This is a genomic window from Fictibacillus sp. NRS-1165, from assembly GCF_050468105.1.
GTDB classification, from domain to species: Bacteria; Bacillota; Bacilli; order Bacillales; family Fictibacillaceae; genus Fictibacillus_C; species Fictibacillus_C terrinigri.
Genome location: NZ_JBDPNU010000064.1, coordinates 1 through 16,449 on the forward strand (window position 1 = coordinate 1; position 16,449 = coordinate 16,449).

A 16,449-nucleotide genomic window follows, 5' to 3' on the forward strand; every position below is an offset into this window, starting at 1 on the left:
TACGTTCTACCCTGGCTACTAAAATAATAGGTCCTATAAAAGAGCAACCAGTAAAAACTGGTTAACTCCATAATACGAACGCACCCATTACTTTAAGTACAATACTTCACAATCTTTTTTGGCCTTTATAAACCTTAATTGCCTTAAATGCGTTATCAATGCAAAATTACACTATTTTAAAGACGAATAGAGCCATAATGATGTCGACCCTCAAAAAGAAACGAAATGATACTCTCATAATAAGGTATAAATTTTTTTAGTTCGATTAGCCTTAAGATTTCCTCTTTAGAAGCCCATTTGGCTGCTTGGACCTCTTCTGTCTGTAAATTCAATTCATTCAAATCAAAGTCATAATCAATTAAATAAAAATCATCAAAGCCACGTTCAAAGTTAATAGTAAATTGTGGACGTATCTTTTCAAAGTTATAATGAATCCCCAACTCCTCGAATAACTCTCTTGAAGCAGCCTGCTGACTTGTGTCGCCTGCAACAGCACTACCACCACAAGTGATATCCCAAAGGTTCGACCATCCTTGTTTAAAGGGCTGACGCTGTTGAATGAGCATCTCTCCTTTTGAATTAAATATACATACGTGTACTACTAAATGAAACTCGTCTGATGTCATTTCATCTCCACGAGTTATTTGTTTCTCTAATTTATTACGATGCTTATCATATAAATCCCACTTTTCCATTGCTAAACTCCTTGTATATATTTTTGTAACAAGATAAAACTGACGGTACTCCTTGTTAAACTAAACTGCCCTTTAGTTCCATAAGAAAAAGCCGCCTTAAACACAGCTCCGATCTTCAGCTAGCACACCCCGTTAGCCTAATAATGAAAGCATTACGACTTCAAAAACTCTAAAACTACGTTAATAAATTTTTCTGTTTCTTCTAAATCAGGGAAATGGGCACTATTATCGAATAATTCTAATGTGCTGTTGGTTAATTCCCTATGAATTATTTTAGAGATATTAACTCCAGTATTACGGTCGAAAACGCCTGTAATTATTAAAGTAGGTTGTTTTAAGTCTTTAAGACGGTATTGTAATGGAAATTTACAAGGGGTATTTTCAAGGACGTTCATCATAAGTCCTGTGTTAATTAAATTACTTTCTTCCCATAAACTTCTATTTATTTTTGCAATTTCCTGGTTTTCAAATAACAACAAATCAACTGTTTCGGTGTCAACAAGTTCCCACAGTTTTTCATAAACATCGGCAATTGAAGTAGATTCTTTTTGAAGCAATAAAATCTTATTGTAGAGGTCTTTATTTGCCACTGACATAAAACCAGTTATCTGTACCATTTTTTGAATTTCGGAGTCCATCAGACTTGGACCAGAAAGAATAATATTGTTTATTATTTCAGGAAAAGCAACGGAAAACTCAAGTGCCAGTTCTCCTCCAAAGGAATAGCCTAATAAATCAACTCGGTCTACTCCTAACGACTTTTTCAGTTCAATGAAATCCCTAATTAGTGATTCCATTGTATAGTCGTCATCGCATTGTGGTTTATCACTTCTACCACATCCGCGTTGTTCGTAATAAACAATCGTTCTCTTTTTAGCAAGTAGTGGTCCCACTGTTCTTTCAAACGTGTAATGATTCCCTCCAGGACCTCTGTGAATTATAATTAATGGTATTGTTTTATTTTGACTTCCATCAATTTTCATCCAATGATTAATACCATTTAGTAAAATGGTGTATTCACCGTTAATTAACTCCATTATTAAACTGTTTCACTCATTTCACCTAAATATTGTTTTCAGTTATGGTAATTAATTAAATTCGGTTTCCATTTCCATATTCCTTCTCCAACTATACTGCCTCGTTAGCACAATAAAAAAACGGATCACCGCAGCCATCCCATTTTTAACATAAGCACCTGTTAGTTTAATAACGAATTCAGTTTGTCTCTTCGTTTATCATATCTGCAAGACGCTTAAAAGCTGTATTTATGGGATTCTCTTCTAATCTTTTTCGAATCAAATTTGCACATTCTTCAGGACTGAGAACCGATGTATCTATCTCCAGATCATAGATACCTGGAAAATGAACGGACTTCTGCCACATCATAATGGGTTTTGGTACAGACCCATCTTCAGCGTAGCTATTATTCCAAGTCGCAATTCGTCGCTCCATTACAACATTTAGGGGGCATCGGATACCCACAAATAACACGGAAAAACCCTTCAAAATACTAACACACTTATAAAGAATCCCCCTCCTAGTTGAATAGTTATCGTGATGCCCAACATCAACAACAACGTTCAAACCTAATCGACTGTGTGCTGCAATAGATTCGTACATAGCCTGATACAAGGTAACGATTAATGGCTCTAAATCAGGGCGTTCGCCTCCAGGTCTTAATCCAATTCCAGGTTGGTAGCGTTGAGGTGTCATTCGAATAAAATTATCAACACCTAAATTTATCCAAACTCCATCAAACGTATTTTGGACAATAGTTGCTATACTTGATTTTCCTGACCGAGGAGTTCCGTTCAGAATCACGATCTTACCTAATGGATTTGTATTTAGCACTCTGTTTCCTCCTCTTACCATAGATGTAATTTATTTGCTAACCTGCTACGGTAGTCGAATAAGAAAATGACCGCCAAAGCGATCATTATAATTTAAATCATTTTATTTGATGATAGCCATTGTTTAAACCGTTGTATCCCCAAATTATAATCAATCTCTATTTGTCGATAGAAAAATATCCTTGTTCCAAATGCATCTATTCATATTTGGATGTAATATTTTTAATCCCATATCCTTTAAAATCAAAGAATATATCCCATACATCCTCCAATTGTCTTTTAAAAGCTATCGCCTCATAATCAAAGTTATCCTCGTATTAACCTAAATGCAGATGATATTTATCATCATACAAAATATCCATTAAGCACCTCTTATGATTATCTGAAATTATCAATTTGACAGTTGGAATCAAATTTCCTTCTTCAAGTAAACTGCCCCGGCCTCTAACTGTTCATTGGTTTCGCTTAGTGATTTATTTTCTTGAAGTAATACCTCATTCTTACTCTTTTCATCATATGAAGAGTCGGTTTCATCATTATCAGTAGCATTACTCCTTACATGATCCAGTTCATTTTCAATCTTTTCATTGGTTGCTGTATTTGCTATTCATTTAAAGCACCCGTTAATTTACATTTTTTCACAAACTCTATTGGAAATCATCCTATTATATCAATAAAACGTTTCATTTTTTCTATTACTCCTGCTACAAAGTAATCTAAACTTCGTTTGCTTAATGTTTCATAATTATTAGTTAAAAAATCTAAAGTAATCCACAGTTTAGCTCTATGGATTTGTACGATTAATTCATTAACTGAGAAAGGATATTTTAGTCCATTCTCTTGCCAAAGAGTAATGTATGATACTGCAATTTCTTTTTCTAAAGAACCATCCTTTGACCCGACACCTGGAATAGTGATAGCTAAATCAATTGCGGGATTTCCAAAGCCAATTCGCTCAAAGTCAAATAACACCAAATCCCCATTAACTTTTATGCCCCAATTTGTTGGGTTAGGATCTCCAGATATTATACAAAAAGGCTCAAATAATTGTTGGAATTGTGTTTGAAGAGCATTTAGTCTTATGGAAAGTTCTAAAGGCAGTATCTTATTAGCTTTTTGAATTGTTTCTTCTTTATACATATAAACAAAAGGATCATCTAAATCAATGCTTTTATCAAGACTTTTCGAATGTAATTGATAAAGAAACCGTATTTGCTCAAAATCAGCTTTCCAACGACTTTCGGGGAACTTGTTTGGGATATCTTCTATAACAATCCAATGATCTCCATTCTCCGTGTAAGAGACGAAAATATCTGGAATATTAATGTTATGTTCTTTAAAAAATGCTGAGTGCTTAGTGTAGACATCAAACTCTCTCTTTTGGATACATTTTTTTACTATAAATGAATTCTTTTTAGAATAAACCCGAAATGCAAATACTCCACGTCCAGAATTGACTCCATATAAGCTATCTATAGTATGTAAGTCCACGTCTTTGTCATACAGAAAATTTTGAATGGAAACTGGAAAGCTTGTCATAACTCCTCCTCGTAGTAAAAGACGACTGCTTATTAAATCATTAAAATCTTTTTATGACCTAATAAATATTTTTACTGTGACCACATATATCCTTCATCGTTCTTAAACAAACCTGCCCGTTAGCACAATAAAAAACGGGATCACCGTAGCCATCCCATTTTTAACATATTTAGTGTAAGTACATCTTTTCACATTTAATCTAAATCAAACTCAAACTTAAAACCTGCAAGTTTAGCTTGTCAAATACGTTTAATAAAGTCCTATTTCGTTGGGCACATGAAACTGGGCATATTTTAAAGAATCCAGTTGCAACAATATATTATGTCTTCTAGTTTGAATACCCTCTTTTTAACTTTAGTAATGAAAATAAGCCAAAACTATGCAACTCTGTATAAAAAGCTGCATAATATCGGCTCTAAGGATTTAATACGTTATAGAAGATTAGCTTTTCGTTACATTAACAGAGCCTTTCTAATTAAAAATTATAGGAAAAGTAAATGTAACGAAAGCTGCCCAAAGTCCGTAGACCGGCAAATACTTAGTAACGGCATCTTGAATAGTTGAAGGTCCGGATTTGTTTAGTAGAAAACGCATATAGGAGAGCATAATCCAAACTAGATTTACCCAGATAAGTATGTTTACTCCTAAAACAGCAAGTCTATTAGGCGTAATCCCATAAGAAGAAAGTCTGAACACGATGGCTGACAAAGCCACACTGTCAATGATAAGCGCAAGAACAATTAAGGCAAAATTTATATAATCTGAAATGTTCTTTTTCTCGTCTGAGTCGCTCTCGATAATGGAAAATATGGTAACGGCCAATACACCAAGGAGTATTCCGTTGAAGGCTATCAGGAAATTGCGGTCCAAGAATGGATTTTTTCCGACCCATATAACCGTTATAAGATAGACCAACAATGTGACCAGGACAAGAGGACTAAAAATTTTAGCTATATATGGTGTAATATTCTTAGCAAGTTTAAGATTCATTGATACCAGGTATGCAGCCACAATAGCGAGAGCGGCAGCACCAAATAAAACGACATTACTAAAATAGAAGTCTTCTATATCCAAGCCAACAAAGCTAAATAACTGCATGGTTAATGCTGCTAGTACCATTCCGCTAACTGCCATGCTGGCGTAGAGAATACAATATTCCAAATTAAATTTAATATAGGCTAATCTTGTACTGCCTTTTGAATATTCATTTCCTGTAAATGCAAGCCCTACCAATACCCATAAGAATATGGGAAGGTGTAAATAAGCAAGGATAATACTGTCTTTATAATTTAATGGCAGCATATTAAGATAAAACCCGGAAATTAGGAACAACGCTGCAAGGGAATAAATAACACTTTTTTTCGGAGTATTATTGTAAACAAAATAGGCAGCAATAAAGGGAATTATACCAAAAGCCAGGTTAATTGGAGCAATTGCTTCCTGTTCGACAAAATGGAAAATGATCCTGGTGCTTATCCCAGCCAGAATGGCTAAAATGCCCATGAATAAGAAACCTTTTTGAAGCAAGGAAGATTTTTCTGTATTTTCCGTCTCCTTGAAATGCAATCTTTCATACCAAACACCAAGAACCTGAGAATCAGGATTTTGTTTCCATGCGTGTGAGAATGACTTTTTAAAAGCTTTCGGGTCTTTTCTATACATTCTCTCCAGCTCATGAGGGTTAGCAATATTTTCAATAATCAAATTGTTAATGTCCATAGTTATACTCCCCTAATAATTGTTATATTAAGTTTCCTCCACAATGTTTAACTGTCTTCGTCACTTTTGTATTCTAAAATATCTCCAGGCTGACATTCTAAAGCCTTACAAATTGCCTCTAAAGTGGATAATCGAATCGCTTTTGCCTTTCCATTTTTCAATATAGAAAGGTTCGCCATTGTTATTCCAACCTTATCCGAAAGTTCTGTTACGCTCATTTTCCTTTTTGCTAACATCACATCAATATTGATTATAATTGCCATTGTTATTCACCTCAGACCGTTAAATCATTTTCTGATTTGATATTAATTGCTTCTTGTAAAAGTTTTTGGAGAACAGCCGCAAAGACTGCGATAACCATCGAAGCAAAAGGAACAACCAATCCGACAAAGAAAACTCCTGGTGCGTCGTCTACTTCCGCAAAGATATAGAAGAGCGGCCAAACTAGCACATGCAAAATACTGATTGTGATGGCACAGTATTTGATTTTCTTTAAAGCTTTTACAGATAAATCGGAGAAAGCTTTATTTTTGTCAATATAGTGTAAGAGTTTGAAAGCCTGATACAAAGCAAAGTAAAAAGGTATCGCCGATGCATCAAAAGCGATGAAAACGAGATATTTTATAAAAGCAAACTCTGGAAGCAATTTTGCTGCAAGATTCGCCATCTCAGGCACCAAAAAGATGCACAGAGCAAGAACTGGCACTCCTAAAAGAATAACAGCTATTTTTAAAAACAACGTTGTTACTTTTTCCATAAAAAGCACCTCACTTATTTATTCTGATTTTGATTTTAATATATATTTTATCGTTTTACAATAAATTTTTATTAAATTGGATAACATTTTTATTGTATATTTTTGTTTTAAGCAAAAATAAAAAGCATTCCTCATTCAAAGCAATGCTCTATAACTTTAAACCATTAAATTTATAACTTGTACAGCTAACCTGCCCTTTAGTTGCATAAAAAAAGAGCTGCTGATCAGCTCCTGGTAATGAAGTAAAGCACCCGATAGTTTAGTACATTCCTTCACAATCTCGCATTTATCAATTAATTCCTATGTGCCCCTACTTAAATAATAATATTAAGAAAGAGATGCCAGAGTCATTTATAAAATCGGACTGGCATCTCTCTTTTGATCGTTATGCGTGAATAGCCTCAGGTATTTCCATGTGAAGGGGAGGAGGAACCAACCATCCTTTTTCTTTCATCATCCTCAAGAGGCGAACGCCAAACTGTGCTTTATTCATGTGGAACTGCCCAAACATGGCTCCGATATCTTCCCTGATAGACTGCCCCATAATTTGGCTGCAAGCGACTAAACCTGCTGCTCCATCTTTTGCATCTGACGCTGCAATTTCTGGATCGCTAAAACGGGCTCCTGCAGGAATGCTTTCTAAAGAAGCTGTTGGACGTTCAGGAGGTGCTGGCGGTAAACCAATTCCATTGGCTTTTAGAGCCTTTTCGACCTGTTCGATTTCTTGTTTCATGGCTTGAACAGAGTCTTCCAGGAATTTTTTTAAGTCCCCGTCTCCAGTATGATTGATTAACGTTTCATATCCCGCAACATAACCCTTATTTCCGGCAAGGTAACTCCACATGCCGAAGATTTCCCCATAATGCATTGGCTCATTCTGTGGATTTCCGCTTAAGATTCCCATAATCATCCTCCCCATTTGTAATAAATTCGATTTATTCAATGTGGACCACCTCTCTCTTGGTAATTCGGCCACGATGTATAGAATGTCCAAAACGCTAAAAGAAATCCGTGAAAATGTTATTAATACAAAAGGTAAAAATTTGTCCTTGCTTTAGGAATAAATCTTACCTTTTAGGAAAAATTATAGATGTTTGAAAGGAGGGAGGATGATTTGATGAATAAGATAACTGCTTTGGTATGTGCAATTTCAATTTCCATTTTTACATTTTCCATGCCAGCATTTGCTGAACGTGGGACGGACATGATGGATCGCGGAGACAGAATCACAAACAATAATTACAACGATCGCACTCCAGCTACTCGAAGTGTCTCTACTGATAACGATAACAACGATAATGATACAAACTGGGAATGGATTGGGCTACTTGGATTAGTTGGCCTTTTAGGACTAAGACGCAGAGATCGAGAAGAGGCACACAAATAAGTAAAGTCGGCTACAAGAATTCCCTTGTAGCTTTTTATTTGTAAAAATCTAGGCATAACATAAAAAAGGTCACCTTTTATATATGACCTTTAGATTGCATTTGAAATTTTACCCCTATTGCGGGAAATAGGAATTAACAACTCCAAACAGGATCCTCGAGCCATTGCTTATTCAACTAAACTGCATCGATAGTTATATAAGGAATTCAACAGAAAAGGGCGGCTAACCTTCCAGATTAACGCACCCGTCGTTGAACTAAATCATTATATTCTAGTTCGTAAAACCTCTGATAAAGAAAAATGAAAACGCCAATAATAAGACCAATAATGGTTAAAAAATATGAAGTGAATTGACTATAATTCTGTCTTAAGATTAACACGGTAGAGACCCCGACTATAATTCTGTCTTAAGAACAAAAAAAATTGTTGTTTCCTTATAAATTCTTCGTGGTTTGGAAGTATTGATAAATAAACTGTTCCCATAAATTATCCTCCTTGTCTAACCGATTGTTTAAATAACAAGTCTATTCCTTATTCAACAATCCTGCCCCGTTAGCACAATCAAAAAAAGGGATAACCGCAGCCATCCCATTTTTAACATAAGCCCCCGTTAGCGTAATCTACTTTAGGAGACAAGGTTATCTAACCGTCTGGTAGACGAGACCAATGGCTCCAGAATCAAATGTCTTGTTTTCGATAAGTTTAAGATTGATCTTCTCCTTGAGACCTTGGAATAACGGCAACCCGCTGCCAATCAGGACGGGTGAAACCGTAATTTTATACTCATCTATTAAATCAAGCTGCATAAGGTAGTGTGCGAACCTAGGACTTCCGAGGATGACCATATCCTTGCCTGGCTGCTCTTTGAGGTTCTTGATCTCTTTCTCGACATCTTCTTTCACCAGTCTGGAATTGTTCCATTCGACTTTCTCCAGCGTCGTGGAAAAAACGATTTTGGATGTCTTTTCGATCCACTCGGCATGATCCCGTTCATGCTGCGAAGCTGATGGGTTCGAAGGCACAGATGGCCAGTAATTGTGCATCATCTGATAAGTCCCACGTCCCCAAATAACAGTGTCGGCAGTACTCAGAATTTCTTTCGCGTGTTTCTCCAATTCAGCATCGTAGGAAACCCAGCCAATGTCCATTTCACCGTTCGGCCCTTCTACAAAACCGTCAAGCGATGCGTGCAGAAATAGAACGAGCTTTCTCATTTTCAGTTCTCCTTTGTTCATGAGGGATATTTACATTATCCATTTTAGGACATTTCAGCATACGGTTGTTTCTTATGGATTGCTAATCTAAACTGCCCGTTATCCTAAATGAAATATTCTACTATTCCACAAAAAAATCCTTCCATTTCATTCTGCAAAACTGCCCTTTAGTTCCATAAGAAAAAGCTGCCTTATAGACAGCTCCAATCTTCAGCTAAACCAGCTAATAGGAGTCAATAGTTTTTTATTAAAAAGAATTATCTCTCGTGGTATACTTTTTAACGACAGGCCAAATAACCCTCCAAATACTGTTGGAAGGTTTTTCATATACTTTATTTTTTTGTGGATTAAGCCAAATCTAGGAACTACTCATTTCGTTTTAGTATTGCAAAAATCCAGTGTAGGAGTTTATTTACACAAGCTATCATCGCTACTTTTGAGGGTTTTCCTTCATTTCGTTTTCGATCATAATATTCTTTTAGCTTCTTGTTTCGAGAGCCTCTTATTCCACATAATACGGCCATATACAAAGCGTGTCGTAACCGGCTTGAACCTCGTTTAGTAATATGATTTATCGTAGCTGTCAACTTACCTGATGAATGGACACTCGGATCTATTCCAGCGTAAGCTACAAGTTTTTTTGGATGATAAAACCGGTCAATTTCCCCGATTTCAGAAATAATCGTGGCCGCGATTTTTTCTCCTATACCGGGAATTGATTGGATTATCTTACATTCTTCAATTTCTTCTGCCAGGACATCTATCTGCCATTTAAGCTGATAGGTGTTCTTGGTATTGAAGGAGCATAGTGATGTACATATCCAAACTGAATAACTGGCTTTCATAAACACCTTGTTGGAAAGGATTCCGTTTAGCCGAAGTCATTAATTTGGCTGCCTTCTCCCTCATCCAACTTGGGGATCGTTTAATACGCCTTTCCTCAATTCGTGCCATAATCTTTGCTTCCCCTGCCATCAGTACATCTTCGGATGTTGGAAATTCCTTTAAGATTTTGAGAGAAACTTTCGAAAATAAGTCCCGGAAGACTCCCCTGTATTCAGGAAATATCTGATTCCCTTTGTTGTACTCGCCAGTAACCCCTAACCTTCCTGTAGTTCCATAGCTTCGCTTGTTATACGAGATCATATGTCCCAACCAGCCTCAAACATCATTCTACAAGTAGGGTTCGAACAGTTTAGTTGACGAGATCTAACTCCCACGCACCCGTTTGTTGAATAAGATTAAGGGTTTGTTAGATCAAAGTTTTCCAACTTATCTATTTTGTTGAACCTCTATAGCAGTCATTTATTATTATTGCTTATTCTCTCCAGGGTCTTCGTATAACTTCATCATTGCTAATATCCCAAACGTTACTGCCATTCCATATCCAATATAGAAAAGAAAACTGTTCACAAAGTCAATTAATTCTTTGAAACTCCCAGTAACTTTTTCACTAAAAAAACTTAAAGACATAAATCCTATCCCTATTACAAAACTATAAAGATGCTTTTGAATTTTATTCATTATAAGATCTCCTATTTGATGAAATGCACCCGATTGCTGAAGAAGTGTTGTTTCAAAATTTTCTCTTTTTATATTGTTTAGTCTGGTCGTACTGTTCATTAATCAATTAGTTGTTCACCCAAAAATTCCGCATCTATAACATCACAGTTAGGACAAAATGATATACCATCACCATCTTTGTCTGCTTCATTTGCGATAGCAAATTTGCAGTTGCATTGTCTACATTTGTAAACAATTCACCATCCACTCATTAGTGACATGTAATTCCCTCCTTTTACTACTCCCCTAATAATTCAATTTATTCAACAATCCTGCTTCTTTAGTTCCATAAGAAAAAGCCGCCTTCTTACTAAATAAAAGCGCCCGATTGTGGAAGATTGATAATGTAGAAGTTCTGCAAAAATGGCTTCTAAGTTATTTTACTAACGCAATCAGTTCAACCAGAAGTTCATTCTTTAATTTAGCAACCTTTATATCAATAATAATTTGTTAAAAGAACCATTTTTGCCGTGGTACAGGGTAGTATTCGCCGGCGACAAGCTCTGGAGGTACTGCTTCTTCAATTCGTAAAAGATCGTTTGAACTTAAGTTCAGGTCAACTGCACCTAGTGAATCCTGTAGTTGTGATTGCTTTCTTGCCCCAACCAATGGGATAACATCTTCACCACGAGATAGAACCCATGCGATAGCAAACTGCGCAACGGTTACTTGCTTTTTTTCAGCAATTTCACGCAATGCCTCAACAAGGGCTAAATTCTTTTCAATATTTTCGTTGGCAAACCGCGGACCATTACTACGTTTATCATCCAAATCTAGAACCCGATCTTTTGACCATGTACCGCTCAATAAACCTCTTGAGAGAATACCATAAGCCGAAAGCGAAATACCTAATTCCCGTAGAATTGGCAAGATATTTGATTCGATGCTCCGATTAAATAGTGAGTATTCCATTTGCAGCCAACTAATAGGATGTACAGCGTGTGCGCGACGAATTGTATCCACTCCTACTTCAGAAAGACCAATGTAACGCACATATCCCTTCTTTACCATATCGGCAATTGCACCAACCGTTTCTTCAATTGGTATGTTTGGATCGATGCAGGCTGTTCCTGGTTGATAAAGATCGATGTATTCAACACCTAGGCGCAGTAGGGTATCCTCAAGGAAATTCTTTACTGTATGAGGGTGGTTATCACTCTCCCGATGACCCTTGCCATGAGAGTGTAGCTTGCCATCGAATTTTACTGAAATGAACGCTCTTTCTCGTTGAATTCCTTGAAACGCTTCACGTAGAAGTAATTCATTGTGTCCATCGCCATAGAAATCACCTGTATCAAAGAGTGTAATGCCTTCCTCAAGTGCCGCGTGAATTGTTGCAATGCTTTCGCTTCGATCAGCATTACCATATAGCCATGACATCCCCATACAACCGAGACCAATCTCTGAAACCAGTGGACCGTTATGACCAATTGCTCGCTTTTTCATTGGTATATTCCCCCTATCATCGTGAATCAAAAATATATGTGAATTTCCTCCACCGTATTCCAAGTGAACCAATCTGTAACCAGTTTCGTTCCAAAGCCCTATTCCACCCTTGCATTTTTCTAAATTTATTCTTTCTTTACTAAAATCCAAATTCCTTTATTTTATGATACTAATTGTTAGCTAACCTGCATACGCCGGTTTAAGCACAAACCTTCACAATCTGAGACCTATTGTTTTCGAAAGTTTTCCTCAACATTCTGGCCCTAAAATTAAAAAAACGCTGTTCCTTGTTACAGGAAAGCGTCCTTTAATGGAATAACTAAAATATGGCCGTAGTACAAAAATAACTTAATTGTTCTTGTACCAACGCCCCCATTAGTTCAACGAGAAAATGCTAATTTCGTAAAACATATGGGGGTTTTATTTTTTATTTTTTATTTCCACGAGACCAGATCACGATTGGAATGATTACTAAGGACATAATCCCGCCAGCAATTGATAACGTTTCGTAACTTGAACCAGCAACACCCCCCGACAAGGCACCACCAGAAGCTCCTGCTAACGCAATACATTGGGTTTTGGCACGTGTTGAAGGTTCTATTGAATCAACAATTAGAGCTATACCACTTATCAGACCAAAATTCTATCCTATTCCAAGTAAAGAAAGAGCAACGACCAGAAGGAATACAGAATCACCCGGTCTATCCGGATACAAAATTAAATAGAATATATAGCAAAACAAATAAGGAATGATTGGAAATGAAGAGGCCATTAAATCCTGAGGATCTGTTTGAATTAAAAATCGTTAGTGATCCGCAAATTTCCCCTGATGGTAAGAGCATTGTCTATGTCGAAACAAAGATGGACAGGGATACCAATAAATATAGCAGCCGCATCTGGATCGTTTCCACCTCCGGAGAGACCGCCCCACAACAATTCACCTCCGGTCCCGGACTTGATTTTGCTCCCCGTTGGTCCCCGGACGGCAAGTGGCTTGCTTTCGTATCTACCCGGCGAGGACATTCCCAGCTTTGGATTATGTCCAGTACGGGTGGTGAAGCCGAAGCTCTTACTAGTATTCGGTATGTCGGTAGCATTCCTGTATGGTCTCCAGACAGCCGAACCATCGCTTGTGTAGTTCATGTTGGCCCGGAAGGCCCGGAAGATGATATTGGTCGAAAACGAACACCAAGACAACGGTTTTCAGAAGATGTGCTCGTCATTGATCGTCTTGAGTATAAGTTGGACACCACTGGTTATTTAGTCGGGAAACACTGGCACCTTTTCACTATCCCTGTCGTCGGTCCTGATCGCGGTAAATTCCAGCAACTCACGTTTGGCGACTACAACTACTCTTCCCCAGCATGGTCTCCCGATGGACAATACATCGCCGTAGCCGGTAACAGGACACCAGAACGTTTAGACCTCGCTTTAGTCAATGATATTTGGGTGATTGCTGCTACAGGGGGAGAACCTCACCGGTTAACTCGAAGTCAAGGGCCTGCCAACCATCCGACATGGTCTCCTGATGGACAAGTGATTGCTTATGTTGGACATGATCGGAGATACGGCGGTTATACGAACCCAGGCATTTGGATGGTTGCTGCATCCGGGGGAGAGCCATGGGAATTGACTAACGGCTTCCCCTATCCCATAGGTGATAAATCCATTGGGGACATCCGCGGTCATAAGGAGCCTTCGATTAGCTTAACTTGGGCTCCTGATGGTCAAAACATTTATACATGTGTAAGTAAAGCCGGAGCCGTTCATCTTTGGCGCTTTTCCATTCCAGATAATCAAGCAATTCAAATGACCACTGGGAATTCAGTCATCTACAATGTAAGCTTTACTCTGGACACTCGTCAGGTGGCTATGGCCATTACTACAGCTACGCTGCCAAATGACATCTGGGTTGCTGACATCTCTAAGGGAACGATTACCAACAAACGTCGGCTCACAAGAGTGAACCGAGATTGGCTCAGTCGGCTTGCCATTTCTGAGCCGATCCATTTTTCCTCGCGTTCGGCGAATGGTCCGGAGGTCGAAGGTTGGATTCTTTATCCGCCTGGGAGGATTCCCGCACGAAGTCTAATTCCTACGATCCTGGAAATCCACGGTGGACCGATGATTATGTATGGCTATGTCTTCTTCCTTGAATTCCAGTTGCTAGCTTCACAAGGTTTTGCCGTGATTTATACCAACCCTCGTGGGAGCATGGGCTACGGACAAGAGTTTGTCGCAGCCATCCGAGGCGATTGGGGAAACCATGATTATATGGACTTGATGGCGGCAATGGACTACGTTCTATCGAAGGGAACGCTCGATCCGAACCGTCTTGGTGTTGCGGGCGGAAGCTACGGTGGTTATATGACTAACTGGATCGTCACCCAAACCCACCGTTTCAAAGCGGCCGTTTCGATGAGAGGCATCAGCAATCTGTATAGTCTCTTTGGTACGTCAGATATCGGATTTTTAAAGGCCGATGATTATGGGGGGCCACCTTGGGTGTTTCCGGAAAAGTACATGAAGCGCTCGCCAATCAAGTATGTGGCCAATGTTCGAACACCGCTCTTGATCATTCAAAGCACCCTCGATTTTCGAGTTCCTATTGAACAGGGTGAACAATTTTATACTGCCCTGAAGTTTCAGGGACGTAACGTGCGCATGATCCGCTTTCTCAATGATACCCATGAGCTGTCACGTTCTGGAAACCCCTGGCATCGGGTGATTCGACTGGAACATATTCTAAGCTGGTTTCAGAAACACCTTAAGTTGACTACCGGTACAAAAAATGAATAAGGAAATAAAACAAAGAAGACGTTCAGACCGCGCCGGACGCCTTTCTTAATATTAATATCTTGTTGAAGGGAACAACATCGTAGTACAGTGAAATGACGAAACTTCATTCAAGTTATTTTATGAAACATTCTAGATGAGCGCTTATCCTTACTCAAGGATAGCGCCCGATTGTTGAATATCGACTTATGTTATTTTCATCTGACAGATCCAGAAAATTTGTTACTTCAAGTTAAAAATGCCCTTCCCAGTTTCCATACTTATCGGCAAAGATGAATGTGAATGACTTATCGCCCAAGATTCATTTTCTTTTCTTAAACCGAATGTGAATCTATTTGTCATCTGACGAAGTTTCTCCCCAGATTCGTTGTGAGCAGCAAAGGTAACAGCACAATGAATGAAAGCAAGGTCCGAATTTTCTTCAATTACCAAATCAGCAAAATCTGTCCTGAGCAAAACACCTTCCTCACTTAAACCATTAAACCACTCTTTCACTATTTCCTCCCATTGAGAAATACCAATGCACTCCCAGTCTCCCCAACAATCATAAATATGTATGTCAGAAGCAAAGGTAGATACATATCTCTCAACATCTTTCTCATAAATGGCAGATTTGTAGTTATCCAGAACATCCTGAACTGTATTAAGACCTATACTCATGAATACTCTCCTTTATTATTTTTATAAAATTAAGTTTATTTTTCCTGTAATCTATGCCCACATTATTTTTCCTTCTTCAACCAGCCTCACTTTATGCCTAGCTTTTGTTCTATTTCATGTTTCTGACGCAGGTGATGACGTGAATGCATGCTGACTAATTCGTACCATTCCTTGGCGTTTAACCAGCCAAAGCCACCATGTTGGACTTTATAGTTTGGGTTTATAACATTAATTTTCCCTTCCAATTCTCTCATTTTCTCCATTATTTGATGTAGTCCCCGCATAAGGTCTTCTTTGCAGTCTGGATTGTTAGGTGGGGCGTTAAGCTCGTCGGGCAACTTGATTTTAATAGGAGGAAATCCTCCATCCTGGAACATTCGCTCGGCGAACTCCGTTTTACCTAACTTTTGTTCCTCCTTTTGTGCAGCACATGCTTCTACTTGTTCAAGATACTCAAGAGCAACTAAGATTACGTGGTTGTACATTTGACCAAGGGACCAGACGTCTGCCTCAGATGTATACCTTAGCTGTTCAAGAGAATAATTTTTCAGATCTTTTTGGTAAGTTTCCATCCATTTATCATCATTCATTTTATATCCTCCTTTAGCTTCTGTAATCCTTACTATTAGTTTATTGTTTCAAGCTTCTTCCACTTTACTTCAATAAAAAAGAACACTTTTCCTTTTGTTTTTAAAAAACTAAATAAAAATGCTCATTTACTAGAGATTTGTTCAGCTTGCTGGCTTTACAAATACATGATTATTCAACTTCTAATGTCCTTCCTTACTCAACAATCTGGCCCGATCGTATTATAAGGTTAACCA

Annotated in this window: 16 protein-coding genes and 2 pseudogenes; 2 read left to right on the plus strand and 16 right to left on the minus strand. The window is 38.0% G+C overall.

Annotated features, from left to right (window positions below; genetic code table 11):
- Positions 1-176: 176 nt before the first annotated feature.
- The 9 genes from ABHN01_RS22510 to ABHN01_RS22550 form a co-directional block, all read right to left on the minus strand.
- Complete coding sequence (locus tag ABHN01_RS22510) at positions 177-695, minus strand: NUDIX hydrolase (protein WP_429877388.1); 519 nt, start codon at positions 693-695, stop codon at positions 177-179.
- A gap of 152 nt (positions 696-847) precedes the next feature.
- The gene (locus tag ABHN01_RS22515) at positions 848-1,732 is read right to left on the minus strand and encodes an alpha/beta fold hydrolase (protein ID WP_429877389.1); all 885 of its coding nucleotides are present in this window, start codon (positions 1,730-1,732) and stop codon (positions 848-850) included.
- Positions 1,733-1,910: 178 nt separating this feature from the next.
- Positions 1,911-2,546: a chloramphenicol phosphotransferase CPT family protein gene (locus tag ABHN01_RS22520; RefSeq protein ID WP_429877390.1), complete on the minus strand. Its 636-nt coding sequence runs from the start codon at positions 2,544-2,546 to the stop codon at positions 1,911-1,913.
- Positions 2,547-2,742: 196 nt separating this feature from the next.
- Positions 2,743-2,817 (minus strand): hypothetical protein, encoded by a 75-nt coding sequence (locus ABHN01_RS22525; protein WP_429877402.1) that lies wholly within the window; start codon positions 2,815-2,817, stop codon positions 2,743-2,745.
- A gap of 385 nt (positions 2,818-3,202) precedes the next feature.
- A complete protein-coding gene (locus tag ABHN01_RS22530; RefSeq protein ID WP_429877391.1) occupies positions 3,203-4,084 on the minus strand; it encodes a phosphotransferase family protein in 882 nt (293 codons plus the stop codon).
- A 471-nt stretch (positions 4,085-4,555) separates the two neighbouring features.
- On the minus strand, positions 4,556-5,803 hold the full coding sequence (locus tag ABHN01_RS22535) for a DUF4153 domain-containing protein (RefSeq protein WP_429877392.1): 1,248 nt from the start codon (positions 5,801-5,803) through the stop codon (positions 4,556-4,558).
- 47 nt (positions 5,804-5,850) lie between these two features.
- Positions 5,851-6,066, minus strand: a complete 216-nt coding sequence (locus ABHN01_RS22540; protein WP_429877393.1) for a helix-turn-helix domain-containing protein — start codon at positions 6,064-6,066, stop codon at positions 5,851-5,853.
- Between the two features lie 11 nt (positions 6,067-6,077).
- Positions 6,078-6,560 carry a DUF2975 domain-containing protein gene (locus ABHN01_RS22545; RefSeq protein WP_429877394.1) on the minus strand — a complete coding sequence of 161 codons (483 nt, stop codon included), beginning with the start codon at positions 6,558-6,560 and terminating at the stop codon, positions 6,078-6,080.
- Positions 6,561-6,945: 385 nt separating this feature from the next.
- Positions 6,946-7,464 (minus strand): DUF3231 family protein, encoded by a 519-nt coding sequence (locus tag ABHN01_RS22550; protein ID WP_429877395.1) that lies wholly within the window; start codon positions 7,462-7,464, stop codon positions 6,946-6,948.
- A 213-nt stretch (positions 7,465-7,677) separates the two neighbouring features.
- Here ABHN01_RS22550 and ABHN01_RS22555 point away from each other — a divergent pair, with 213 nt between their 5' ends.
- Complete coding sequence (locus ABHN01_RS22555) at positions 7,678-7,947, plus strand: WGxxGxxG family protein (RefSeq protein WP_429877396.1); 270 nt, start codon at positions 7,678-7,680, stop codon at positions 7,945-7,947.
- A gap of 637 nt (positions 7,948-8,584) precedes the next feature.
- Here ABHN01_RS22555 and ABHN01_RS22560 read toward each other — a convergent pair.
- The 5 genes and pseudogenes from ABHN01_RS22560 to ABHN01_RS22580 form a co-directional block, all read right to left on the minus strand.
- Positions 8,585-9,160: a dihydrofolate reductase family protein gene (locus ABHN01_RS22560; RefSeq protein ID WP_248254018.1), complete on the minus strand. Its 576-nt coding sequence runs from the start codon at positions 9,158-9,160 to the stop codon at positions 8,585-8,587.
- Positions 9,161-9,525: 365 nt separating this feature from the next.
- Positions 9,526-10,234, minus strand: a pseudogene (locus tag ABHN01_RS22565) (IS110 family transposase); the annotation flags it as partial.
- 237 nt (positions 10,235-10,471) lie between these two features.
- Entirely contained in the window at positions 10,472-10,684 is a 213-nt protein-coding gene (locus ABHN01_RS22570) for a hypothetical protein (RefSeq protein ID WP_429877397.1), read from the minus strand.
- Between the two features lie 489 nt (positions 10,685-11,173).
- Complete coding sequence (locus ABHN01_RS22575) at positions 11,174-12,169, minus strand: aldo/keto reductase (protein ID WP_429877398.1); 996 nt, start codon at positions 12,167-12,169, stop codon at positions 11,174-11,176.
- A gap of 427 nt (positions 12,170-12,596) precedes the next feature.
- Positions 12,597-12,869, minus strand: a pseudogene (locus ABHN01_RS22580) (MFS transporter); the annotation flags it as partial.
- A 59-nt stretch (positions 12,870-12,928) separates the two neighbouring features.
- Here ABHN01_RS22580 and ABHN01_RS22585 point away from each other — a divergent pair.
- The gene (locus ABHN01_RS22585) at positions 12,929-14,968 is read left to right on the plus strand and encodes a S9 family peptidase (protein WP_429877399.1); all 2,040 of its coding nucleotides are present in this window, start codon (positions 12,929-12,931) and stop codon (positions 14,966-14,968) included.
- A gap of 219 nt (positions 14,969-15,187) precedes the next feature.
- Here the strand turns inward: ABHN01_RS22585 and ABHN01_RS22590 are convergent, their stop codons facing one another.
- Together ABHN01_RS22590 and ABHN01_RS22595 are read right to left on the minus strand one after the other, a co-directional pair.
- The gene (locus ABHN01_RS22590; RefSeq protein WP_429877400.1) at positions 15,188-15,625 is read right to left on the minus strand and encodes a YybH family protein; all 438 of its coding nucleotides are present in this window, start codon (positions 15,623-15,625) and stop codon (positions 15,188-15,190) included.
- Between the two features lie 86 nt (positions 15,626-15,711).
- Positions 15,712-16,215, minus strand: coding sequence for a DinB family protein (locus ABHN01_RS22595; protein ID WP_429877401.1), 504 nt, complete (start codon positions 16,213-16,215; stop codon positions 15,712-15,714).
- Positions 16,216-16,449: the final 234 nt, after the last annotated feature.

Excerpts from the sequence above, each read along its gene's own strand:
- ABHN01_RS22540 (WP_429877393.1), bottom strand. The coding sequence starts at position 6,066 with ATGGCAATTATAATCAATATTGATGTGATGTTAGCAAAAAGGAAAATG.
- ABHN01_RS22570 (WP_429877397.1), bottom strand. The coding sequence starts at position 10,684 with ATGAATAAAATTCAAAAGCATCTTTATAGTTTTGTAATAGGGATAGGA.
- ABHN01_RS22575 (WP_429877398.1), bottom strand. The coding sequence starts at position 12,169 with ATGAAAAAGCGAGCAATTGGTCATAACGGTCCACTGGTTTCAGAGATT.
- ABHN01_RS22535 (WP_429877392.1), bottom strand. The coding sequence starts at position 5,803 with ATGGACATTAACAATTTGATTATTGAAAATATTGCTAACCCTCATGAG.
- ABHN01_RS22590 (WP_429877400.1), bottom strand. The coding sequence starts at position 15,625 with ATGAGTATAGGTCTTAATACAGTTCAGGATGTTCTGGATAACTACAAA.
- ABHN01_RS22510 (WP_429877388.1), bottom strand. The coding sequence starts at position 695 with ATGGAAAAGTGGGATTTATATGATAAGCATCGTAATAAATTAGAGAAA.
- ABHN01_RS22550 (WP_429877395.1), bottom strand. The coding sequence starts at position 7,464 with ATGGGAATCTTAAGCGGAAATCCACAGAATGAGCCAATGCATTATGGG.
- ABHN01_RS22555 (WP_429877396.1), top strand. The coding sequence starts at position 7,678 with ATGAATAAGATAACTGCTTTGGTATGTGCAATTTCAATTTCCATTTTT.
- ABHN01_RS22545 (WP_429877394.1), bottom strand. The coding sequence starts at position 6,560 with ATGGAAAAAGTAACAACGTTGTTTTTAAAAATAGCTGTTATTCTTTTA.
- ABHN01_RS22595 (WP_429877401.1), bottom strand. The coding sequence starts at position 16,215 with ATGAATGATGATAAATGGATGGAAACTTACCAAAAAGATCTGAAAAAT.
- ABHN01_RS22515 (WP_429877389.1), bottom strand. The coding sequence starts at position 1,732 with ATGGAGTTAATTAACGGTGAATACACCATTTTACTAAATGGTATTAAT.
- ABHN01_RS22560 (WP_248254018.1), bottom strand. The coding sequence starts at position 9,160 with ATGAGAAAGCTCGTTCTATTTCTGCACGCATCGCTTGACGGTTTTGTA.
- ABHN01_RS22530 (WP_429877391.1), bottom strand. The coding sequence starts at position 4,084 with ATGACAAGCTTTCCAGTTTCCATTCAAAATTTTCTGTATGACAAAGAC.
- ABHN01_RS22585 (WP_429877399.1), top strand. The coding sequence starts at position 12,929 with ATGAAGAGGCCATTAAATCCTGAGGATCTGTTTGAATTAAAAATCGTT.